This window comes from Candidatus Defluviibacterium haderslevense (assembly GCA_016712225.1).
Classification (GTDB): Bacteria; Bacteroidota; Bacteroidia; order Chitinophagales; family Saprospiraceae; genus Vicinibacter; species Vicinibacter haderslevensis.
In genome coordinates, this window is record JADJRL010000002.1 from 18650 (window position 1) to 29497 (window position 10848).

A 10848-nucleotide genomic window follows, 5' to 3' on the forward strand; every position below is an offset into this window, starting at 1 on the left:
ACATTGTTTAATTATACTTTAGTGGCAATTCATTTTTTAATTATTTTCATTTGTAATTAAAATGAATCTATCATACTAGTATTTATTAAATGCAATATAGTATGTTGATTACGGATGCTGCAAAGTTGTTGCTTCATTATTCAAATTTATTTTTAGATGTGAACTTATATTAATTTTGGTCAACTATCAAGGCGATATTAACTATCTTTGTTTATTAAGTTACGCAATAAGCTAAATAAATACATTATGTTTAAATTGAATTTCTTATTCATAATAAGTTTGGTCTTGATCATTGCTTTTGGTTTGCAAATAATTCCAGGCCATAGTCAATGCTTTAATTGTAAAAACGCGCCAAAAGGTACTATTTGGTGTGATGATTTTGAAGATGCTACACCATTAAATCAAAAGTATTTTGAATATAATGACAATCAGGGAGATTTTATTAAAATGGATCAGGTGGGTCGAGATCATTCTAGGGGTATGCGTGTGAAATGGCAACAAGGTGAGGTCGGAGCTGGATCCTTATCTAAATCTTTTGGCAAAACTCCCGATACTTATATAGGCAAATATGCTGCACAACCTACTCAAAACTTTGATGAAATCTATTGGCGGATGGATGTAATGGCTCAAGCAGGTTGGATTGGTGGAGGTCCTGCAAAATTAAGTAGAGCATTATGTTTAGCAAATAGCAATTGGGCTCAAGGAATGATGGCTCATCTCTGGTCCGGTGGAACTAAAGATGAATACCTAGGAATGGATCCAGCTAGCGGCATTGGAACTGATGGTGTACTTAAATCTACGAAATACAATGACTTCAATAATTTGCGATGGTTGGGATTTAAAGCGGGTAATATTGATATGTTTAGTACAAGAAATGCAGGTAGATGGTTCTGTGTGGTCGGTCATGTTAAATTGAATACACCCGGACAAAAAAACGGGGTGTTTGAATTTTGGATCAATGACACCTTACAAGCATCAGCTACTACCCTGGATTGGCATAGCACATGGAATTCCAATCCTGCTAATATGCATATTAATGCTGTATTCTTTGAAAATTATTGGAATGCTGGTTCTCCTGTGCAACAAGAACGTTATTTTGACAACCTTGTCATCAGCACACAGTCTATACCTTGTAAATGTGATGTGACAGCTATTGAAAATATTTCTATTGTCAAGAAATTGTTGTTCTATCCAAATCCAAGCAACACTTTTTTGAAATTGGATCCAAGTGTTCAATTACCTATTCCAATTGAAATATATGATTTAAACGGTATACTTCATGGTAAGGAAATGATATATCATTATTATCAACATATTGACATATCGGATTTGAGCTTCGGTATTTATTTAATTAAAAGCCCTAATTTTCAACCCTATAAAATGGTCGTAAGTCATGTAAATGAATGAATTTCAATTTTTCTTTTAGCTGTCTGACTTAATTGAAATGATCAAAGTGTATGTTTAGGAATCTATAAAACAAATGGTATTCAAATAGGTAAAATTAAATACGAACCAATTGCCAGTCCTCACCCATCTTAAATCAATCCCTCTAACTCACCGATACGATTTCAATAGCATTGAGAGATCCATTATTCAAAGAATACACCTGCCCATTGATCTCCTGAAAAAAGCTCACCTTTAATACAACAAATAAAATGCCTGACCCTATCGGTGCCTGCGCTGGAGTTAACACCACATTAGTTTTAGTTTGATCCAAGACTAATGTTACCGCAGAACTGATGGATGAATGAATCACACCCGATGCAAAATCAATTTCAGACCAAGCACTTTCAATCCTGCAATGTGTAGCAGAAGCTGGACAAACCAAATCCTGCTGCGGTATGAAATCTGGAATACGCACCACCCCACTTGCACTATCCACTTGATAATTGGCTTTAAGCACTTTACTCAATAAGGATGCAATATTGAAATTAAATCCCTTCAATAATTTCTTACCCTCATTAGTAGATAAGCCCATCCCTACTTTTCTAGATCCACGTAAATTAATGGTATCCAACTTTATCACTTTAGAAAGTTGCGTCACCATTCGACTCACCACTAAAGCGTCGGATTCATTGCCAGTAATGTTCCTAAATGAGGTACGAATCCATTTGCCCGAATGATTTATTTCTGCAAACTCCTGATTATTCTCCCGAGTTCTTGCGAATGCAGGATCTTTTTTGATACGGGCCTTACTGGCCCCTCCTTTGGTGCGAACGATGTACCCATCCTTGCTTTTGTAAAAACTCAAATCATTGAATTTACCTGAGATTTTAATTAATCCGATTTGGCGTCCCATACTTAAAAACTTTTAGTGTTAAAATAAATACCATGTTTTTTGATCAGGATCAAAAAACATATTGCTCTCAGTGCTAAAACGAATTTGAATATGTAAATATTATTATCAGGAAGAGATCCCAGAAGTGGAAAGCATGCGAATTATACTAGGATAACTCGTGGAATATTCGTGGAGTACTCGTGGCAAAATATTCTTTAAAAAATCCAAAAAAAGTTTAATTCTTGAGTAAAAAAGTATGATAGACATGTACAAACCCCTTGATTCAGCAATACAAAAATGACCCAAGGAAGAATTAGTACCTGCAGAGCAGCGGTGGGTTGGGAATTACTGGTTCTTATTATAGATGAACCAATTAAATAGAAAGACAAACAGCACACTATAAGAATTTGAATTCCAATGTATACTTTGGATTCGGAACCCATTTTTGCGTTGAAGCAAAAGATAAGTTACCCACTTAATTAGTTTACAAAAATTTATTTTGTAAGAATGTCAATATATTCAGATAAGTTTTGATATATTTGTCATGTAGAAGGTAGAACTGATATTTATAAATATATTGTAATTTAGTATTGATCTTGTTGGTCATGTTTCTGAAGCTTAGAAGGATTTATAAATACAATTCTATCCAATGTATGTTATGAATGTCAATAGATATATTTTAAATAGATTGAATTTTCTTATTAATTTAGAATAGTCATATTATTAATATTAAATAAATAAATGATCAAGATGGCAAATTAACTATTTCATTATGAATGATTTAAGTACCAAAACATATAAGCGATATTCACGAAACTCACGAATGAACTTTCGGGAACCCAAATGTTACCAGCAAGCGTAAAACGATACGACACAGCAGACAAAGACCAACATAAACAAGAAAAAAGTAAACCATTTTGACAGGTGACCAAAGACATACAGACCATATTTCAAACGGACAACGAGTAAGCCGACACTCATTGCCGACCCTTCTGTATTTTTTATTTTCCCCACCGCACATTTTTTTTAATTCAATTTTAGCCAGCCGCACATTGGCACATTTGCAAGCCGCACAAGCCGACACACAAACCCAAGCTTGCAAAAGAGCCAATTTTGCCAACGCACCGACAACAATCGGACTCTTAAATATTAACTTTACGAGCTAAATTGTTTAGCGAAAAGACATAAATAAATGAACATAGCCCAGATAGAAAATAACTTACAACAACTCATAAAGACTTTTAAAAAAAGAGAGTTTCATTTATGATTTGTTATTGGCTTACGGACAACAGAAAGCAACTATAAAACGCATCAAAGACGGTGGACTGAACCTTTCTAAAGTGGACGGTGAAATTGCTTGGAAAAAGAAACTATTTTTTAAATCCGTTAAAGGCGTTGACTTGCATGAACTCATTGCCGACCTAACCGCAGACAATAAAGCCGTAAAACACGACCCTCGATTTGTTGTAGTAACAGACTACAAAAACTTGTTGGCGGTTGACACCAAAACGCAAGACACGTTAGACATTGCTATCACTGACATTGCCAAACACTTTGATTTCTTTTGCCTTGGGCGGGCATGGAGAAAGAAACACCAAAATGAAAATCCTGCTGATGTTAGAGCTGCAGAAAAATGGCAAAACTCTATGACGACATTAATGCAAGCAGAGCAATTCATTTTCATTCCAGAAAATGTTGTAAATTTGACTTAAGGTTTTTGCCTTTGGCAGTTATCGAAAATGCTCTGCCTGCATCAATCTCAAATACGTTGGCAGCAAGGCAACGACACATCACAACAGACAAAATAAACTATGGACGTAAAAATATTTAAAGCATTTATTGCATCGCCAAGTGACACAGGTAGAGAAAGAATATTGTGTGACAAAATATTCGAGGAAATCAATTCTGGATTGGGTGAAATTTATAAATTCAGAATTGAAAGTCTAAAATGGGAAAAGGACGTAAGACCAACAATTAAAGACAAAGATGGACAGTTAATAATATTTGACCAAATTGGCGAAAGTTTTGAAATCTTTATAGGTATTATGAACAAGAAATTTGGCTCACCAACACCAAGAGCTGGTTCAGGTACTGAAGAGGAATTTAATGAAGCATTTAAAAGGTATAAAGAAAAAAATGATTTAGAAATAATTTTCTATTTCAACGAGGAACCACCACAATCAATGAGCGAAATAAATGCTTCTGAATTACTAAAAATAGAAGAATTTAGAAAAAAATTACAACCAAAAGGAATCTATGGTTTTACAATGGCGTTTCTGAATTTGAAGAAAAATTAGAAAGCACATAACACGTTATTTTATTGAGGAGTATAAAAGGAATCTGCAACCCCTTCTAATGCAAAACAACTTATAAATAAAGAAGCTTTAAGGAAAGTATTTAAAAAACGTTTTTAATGACTCACTTAAAGGTTTTGATGAGCAACCTCAAATTTGGATTGAGCCAATTATCAGTCGAACAGGAACACTTTCCCAAAATCCTGATGAGAATTTTAGTCATAGGGTATTAATTGAAGAAATCCTACTTTCAGAAAAGTCCTACTTTATAAATGCTCCAGCACAATTTGGGTTGACAACTTTAGGACATCATCTTGTAAGCGAAGCTTGGGAGAACAATGAACTTTGGATTTACCTAGACAACTCATCAACTAAACCGCATACTATTCACAAATCTGTATTAAATGAAGTAAATTCTTTAGACCAAAAAATTGAAGATGTAAAATGTATCATTTTTGATTCATTTTTAAATACCGACAAAGTATCTCTTAAAAAATTAAAAGGATTGATTGGTGCTAATCCTAATCTTAGAATAATAGTTTTAAATACAATTGACGAGCAATTATATATCAATAAAAAGAGAATGAAACTATAGACGAGAAAGAAATACTCATTGACAAAGATTTTGATGTGCTTCATCTAATTGCACTACCGAGAAATCAGATTAGAAACATTGTTAAGCAATATAATTCCGAAAAAAATATAGGGGAAGAGAATGCTGTTTTAAATAAAATAACCAAGGAATTGGAGTGTTTAAATCTACATAGAACTCCTTACAACATCATTACTATTCTTAAAGTTTCAGAAAAATATTTTGACGACAGTCCAGTAAATAGAACAAAAATGATTGAAATGATATTATTTGTTCTATTTGATTTAGACGAAATTCCTAGGTATAAAACTATGCCTGACTTAAAAGATTGTGAATATGTTTTGGGTAGATATTGTGAAATAATGTTGAAGAGTGAAATTTATACATTCAAAAAAGATGAATTTATTTTAGAGTTAAAAAATTCTGCAAGGAAAAATATATTGACCTGGACATAGAAGTAGTTTTTTGAAATTTTAAGCAACAACAATATTATTATTTTTGATTACGACAGGTATCGGTTTAAATCAACTTTTTGGATTTATTACTTCGGTGCAAAAAAGAATGCATATAGACAAAGATTTCAAAAACTACATTTTTGGTTCAAGAAATACTCTTCCTACCCTGAAATAATTGAATTTTACACTGGCATAGATAGAAATAGAGATGACGCATTGAAAATCCTCCTTGAAGACATAGTCTCAACTAGAATAATTGTTGAGGAGAAACTTGGAATAAAAGGTGAAATAAATCCTTTAAACAATGCTAAATGGAAGCCTTCAGAAAATGAAATAGAAAAAATACAAAATGAAATAGGGGAAAATGTGTTATCCTCAAATTTGCCTGATTCTGTAAAGACCAATTTTAGATAAATCTTATAATCAAATCCGACCTTATAATCAATCTATTCAAAAAATATTTGAAGATTATTCTCTTGTTAATTTAATGCAACAAATAAAGGCATCATCGACAGCATTAAGAAATAGTGATTATTCAAATCCTGCATTAAAGAAGCAGTTGCTAATTGAAATTTATAGTTCTTGGAAGCAATTAGCGAAAGTATTATTGCTTTGTCTCCAATTATGGCGATAAAAGGTAAAGCGGCATTTCAAGGAGCAGCTTTTGAATTAGATGGTAATTTTGGAGAAACATTTGAAGAGCGATTGAATACAATAGTTCAAGTATTGCCGACAAATGTCGTTGGCTATTTTCAAGATGACTTATATTCTCCTAAAATTGGACCTTTGTTTTATGACTGCTTCAATGACGAGAAAAACGAACTTATGAAACATCAACAAGCATTATTAATTATTTTCAAAAGACCTAATGGTTGGAAAATCCAAATTGAAAACTATATAACTTCTATCAACAAGAATTCCTATTATTTGTACGACACAGTAAACGCATTAAGAACAAAATACCGTTTTGATTTTGTAAACCAAGACGAATTAAAAAGCATTAAATATTTAGCTAAAACTTGGACTTGCTAAACATCATTTTGGAGGTGCTAAACCTAGTATGTCACAAGTAATTAAAATAGACGACAGTAATTTGCCAAATAGAGAGTATGATGAATAAATGCCCAACTGCTAAAATTAATCAGTATATACAAAAGCCACTCCAAGTCAAAGACATGAAGATCAAGGACTCAAATAAAAGATTAACAAAATAGGCTTCCTGATCTATCCTGACGCTTCGGTCGGGACTAGTCACTCGACACTATTGGTCAGGATAAGTCCCGACGCTTAAGTCGAGACCAGTCAGCGAGACCTCTGTATAGGTGATTTGGTATTAAATAAAACCAGATTAGTCATTCATATAATTGTACAAAAACAGACACCATTAAAATTGAAACGAAATGATATAACAATCAGGACCATATTTGAAATTGTTACACGCCTACTCGAATTAGATTCTTTAAAGAGTGTGAGCGGTGTGGTTCAATAGAATTTGCAAATGAGGATTTTAAACTAGATTATAAATATATTAAAGTTTATATCTCCTTACAGCCTTAAATCTCCACAACAATCAGCTCCATATTCTGTCATTTCATCTCATACTGTGCAAACAGTTCATGACAAAATATTGTCGGAATCATCCCCTTTATCCATAATGGCTTAAAAAATGGTTACCAACAGTATTTTACATTTAAATTTTGAAAATTTAACTACCTAAGTATTATTTTTAGGCTTTCCAGAGAATATTACTCTAAAAATAACAATCAATTGGAAATAATAAATGACAGCCTTTCCCTGTATACCTGTTTCAAGTAACTGCTTTCTCGCCTAGGGGACGAGACTTGACATCGAAGATTCGCCGATGCAAAAATAAAGAATTATCGACAAACGTTGGTGCCTGTAAATCCAATTTCCAAGTGCTTGGGTTTTGGGGTCGGCATCAACTTTCCTTTGTGTTGGGCGTAATTAAAAAAAATTATTTTATAGTGAACAGAATAATCTATAATGGAAAATAAAACAATTTTAAATCAATTAAAACTTGCATATTGTCCAATCTGTAATTATGATTTTGCAGTTTTGAGAAAGATCCAATCATTCAAAGTATTATAGAAAGTAGTAGTCTATATATTATAGCACAAAGACCTGAAATCCGTTTTGATAACATAAATTTTAATTATGATAAATTAGAAATGGAATTTGAAATACGACAATTTGATAATCCAATCTCACTTCAATGCAAGTTGCCATTATTTCAAAATAATATAGCGACGAATAAAAATAAAGAAGTCTTAATTTATTTGGGGATCTAATTCTGAAATAACTGATTCAAAAACGCTACCTAAAAGTAATATTCATTGCATAAAATTATATGAAGATAAGTATATTGATGATAACTTTTTTAATTTGGTTTTCTCCTGATAAATTTCTCTATAATTTTGGACACGTCAAATAAACGCAGTAATAGAAGGAGATATAAATAAATTTACAGAATATAGAGTCCATTATGTAGGGCAATCCACAAAACAAAGTGTTTGGAAACGCCTTACCGGACACGAAAAACTACAAGACATTCTTTCGCTTGAATATCCTTTTACATTTGGATCATTACCGACTCATGAAGTGATAATATTACTATTTACTTTTGAAGATAATATACAAATTAAGTCATTCGGTGAAGACTCTTCGGGTCAGGAAATGATGGATTTTTCATGGGGAAAACTATGCCGCATAAAGAAACTATTTATTTAGACGCTGAAAAAGCTTAATTAATGCCATGAATCCTAAATACAATGATAAATTATTCCAGAATTACCCAAAAGTTCGGATGGATTATACAATTACAATTACAAATCGATTCTATATACATTTGTTGATCCAATAACTTTAGTGTATAAAGAAGGTTGTGTAAAGGGTAGTAGATTGTTTCCAGGTGGCGATACAATAGTTATTACTGATAATGAAAATATCGAATTAGTAAAACAAAATCAATAACCGCGCCAAAAATTAAGCCGTATATACAAAGACGCGCCAAGTCAAAGCCATGAAGATCAAGAACTCTGGTAAAAGATTAACAAAATAGGCTTTCTGATCTATCCCGACGCTTCGGTCGGAGAAGTCAAGACGCTTTTGGTCAGGGCAAGTCAGCGATATCTCTAAATAGGTGCTTTAGTATTAAATAAAACCAGAATTAGTCATTCATATAATTGTACAAAAACAGACAACATTAAAATTGAAACGAAATGGTATAACCATCAGAACCATATTTGAAATTGTTACACAACTACTTCAATTAGATTCTTTAAAGTGTGAGCAGTGTGGTTCAATAGAATTTATTAATGAGGATTTTAAACCAGATTATAATTTCATATTAGTTTATATCTCCTTGCAGTCTTAAATCTCCAACACAATCATCTCCATATCCCCCATTTCATCTCATACTGTTCAAACAGTACATCGCAATATAATTGTCCAGAATCATCCCTATTATCCCCAAGGGCTTAAAAATGGTTGCCAACAGTATTTTACATTTAAATATTTAAAATTTAACTACCTAAGTATTATTTTTAGGCTTTCCAGAGAATATTGCTTTAAAAATAACAATCAATTGGAAATAATAAATGACAGCCTTTCCCTATATACCTGTTCCAAGTAACGACTTTCTCCTTACTGACGAGACAAGCTATTCAACTTAAAAAAGTTGATGCCTGCAAATTTATTTTCCAAATGCTTGGTTTTAGGGGTCGGCATCAACTTTCCTTTGTGTTATGTAATATAAATAAAACAATATAGGAGTCTCAAGAAACATTACCATAATAGTATATACCAATATTGAAACATCATGAACTGATTCAGAAATTTCTTATTGGATTCTGGATTAAATCTAACTCCTTGTTGTTAATACATTCTATGAAGATGAAACAGATATTGACATACTTCCAAAAGAAATTGAGTTTGATAAACTTGAACCAATATTTAATAAAAGAGAGTCTGATAAGGTGAACATAATTTCCTGCTCGGTTGATACTTTAGATGAAGGAATAATTCTGTCAATTAACAATCTAGAAAACACATTTAACGATGATAAAATGTATGAAATTTGGATAAGTCCGATTGGTGCACATAAGCTCAAAGAATATGAGAGAAATACTGATTTTTCTTATTATTTGAATTTAATTTTGCCAAGATTTAAAGAAATTGGATGCTATCCATTTGGGAAATTAAGGTAATGATGTTGGATGAAGCTTAAAGCAAATGAATTACTTCATAAAATTAAAATACATTACATAACAATGCACTGGACGTACAGACTCCTAGCGGTCGTCCGTCGCCAGTGCTAAACGTTATGCGTCAGCTTAAAAACGAAAGTGCAAACTTGAAATTGACTGCAAAATAATAACTTTGACAAATTAAAAAACGGAGAAAGCTGAAAACCGATTAGAGTAAGCCAACAAATAAAAAAACGATACAATGAATAAATTTATGATTGACATCCTTTTACAAGGCATAGACAATGAAACTAGAATGAAATTATACCAAAGAGCAAGAAATAATAAAGGAATTGGAAGACAATGGGACACTTTTGGCTTCATACATAAAGCGAAACCGCAGGAATTTACTTGGTATTATTGGCCAATGACAAAGCGGACGTGGACAAAAACTTTCAACGCTACCTTATTATCCATATGAAAATTGAAGTCATTGCAACTGAGTAACGAAACAATATACAAATTATGATACCAGATTATCAATCATTAATGGTTCCACTTCATCGACTTGCGTCGGATGCATAATCCGGAGTAGATTGACCAACAAATCCGGAGTAAACTGCCCCACCTAATTTTGATAAAAAAGTGGAATTAAAGTGATCAATGATCTAAAATCAGAGCAAGGTGACCCACCTTAAAGTGAGCAAAAATTGATGCTAAAGAATTTGCATTTGGAGCATTAAATCCAAATACTCATGTCTGCTAAATGCAATGAAATGCATCAAAATAAGATTATTTGAAAAATATTGATCATTCAAAAAACAGCATTATTTTTAGGCTTTCCTAGAGAATGGTACTTTAAAAATAACGATCAATTGTGTCACCATAATAAACGACAGCCTTCCCTATATGCCCGTTCCATTCATCGCTTCCTCGCCTGGCGGACGAGAGAACATCGAAGATTCGCCGATGCAAAAAATAAAGAAATATCGGCAAAAGTTGATGCCTGCAAAATCATTTTCCA

At 32.6% G+C, this 10848-nt stretch carries 9 protein-coding genes; 8 read left to right on the top strand and 1 reads right to left on the bottom strand.

The genetic code is table 11. The annotated features are described in order from the left end of the window. Positions 1-246 precede the first annotated feature (246 nt). Positions 247-1407 carry a T9SS type A sorting domain-containing protein gene (locus IPK88_00230; protein MBK8241829.1) on the top strand — a complete coding sequence of 387 codons (1161 nt, stop codon included), beginning with the start codon at positions 247-249 and terminating at the stop codon, positions 1405-1407. A gap of 142 nt (positions 1408-1549) precedes the next feature. On the opposite strand, the gene IPK88_00235 is transcribed toward IPK88_00230, so the two are convergent. Beyond that, positions 1550-2299, bottom strand: coding sequence for a hypothetical protein (locus IPK88_00235; GenBank protein ID MBK8241830.1), 750 nt, complete (start codon positions 2297-2299; stop codon positions 1550-1552). A gap of 1253 nt (positions 2300-3552) precedes the next feature. Here IPK88_00235 and IPK88_00240 point away from each other — a divergent pair. The 7 genes from IPK88_00240 to IPK88_00270 all read left to right on the top strand — a co-directional run bounded on the left by IPK88_00240 (position 3553) and on the right by IPK88_00270 (position 10305). Next, a complete protein-coding gene (locus IPK88_00240; GenBank protein MBK8241831.1) occupies positions 3553-3990 on the top strand; it encodes a hypothetical protein in 438 nt (145 codons plus the stop codon). A 99-nt stretch (positions 3991-4089) separates the two neighbouring features. Continuing rightward, on the top strand, positions 4090-4575 hold the full coding sequence (locus tag IPK88_00245; protein MBK8241832.1) for a hypothetical protein: 486 nt from the start codon (positions 4090-4092) through the stop codon (positions 4573-4575). Positions 4576-4864: 289 nt separating this feature from the next. Next, positions 4865-5167: a hypothetical protein gene (locus tag IPK88_00250; GenBank protein MBK8241833.1), complete on the top strand. Its 303-nt coding sequence runs from the start codon at positions 4865-4867 to the stop codon at positions 5165-5167. Between the two features lie 35 nt (positions 5168-5202). Next, the gene (locus IPK88_00255) at positions 5203-5619 is read left to right on the top strand and encodes a hypothetical protein (protein MBK8241834.1); all 417 of its coding nucleotides are present in this window, start codon (positions 5203-5205) and stop codon (positions 5617-5619) included. Between the two features lie 216 nt (positions 5620-5835). Further along, positions 5836-6033 (top strand): hypothetical protein, encoded by a 198-nt coding sequence (locus tag IPK88_00260; protein MBK8241835.1) that lies wholly within the window; start codon positions 5836-5838, stop codon positions 6031-6033. Positions 6034-6201: 168 nt separating this feature from the next. After that, entirely contained in the window at positions 6202-6651 is a 450-nt protein-coding gene (locus IPK88_00265) for a hypothetical protein (protein MBK8241836.1), read from the top strand. Between the two features lie 3435 nt (positions 6652-10086). Beyond that, positions 10087-10305 carry a hypothetical protein gene (locus IPK88_00270; GenBank protein ID MBK8241837.1) on the top strand — a complete coding sequence of 73 codons (219 nt, stop codon included), beginning with the start codon at positions 10087-10089 and terminating at the stop codon, positions 10303-10305. Positions 10306-10848: the final 543 nt, after the last annotated feature.

Coding starts and splice junctions, on each gene's coding strand:
- IPK88_00230 (MBK8241829.1), top strand. CDS start 247: ATGTTTAAATTGAATTTCTTATTCATAATAAGTTTGGTCTTGATCATT.
- IPK88_00235 (MBK8241830.1), bottom strand. CDS start 2,299: ATGGGACGCCAAATCGGATTAATTAAAATCTCAGGTAAATTCAATGAT.
- IPK88_00245 (MBK8241832.1), top strand. CDS start 4,090: ATGGACGTAAAAATATTTAAAGCATTTATTGCATCGCCAAGTGACACA.
- IPK88_00270 (MBK8241837.1), top strand. CDS start 10,087: ATGAATAAATTTATGATTGACATCCTTTTACAAGGCATAGACAATGAA.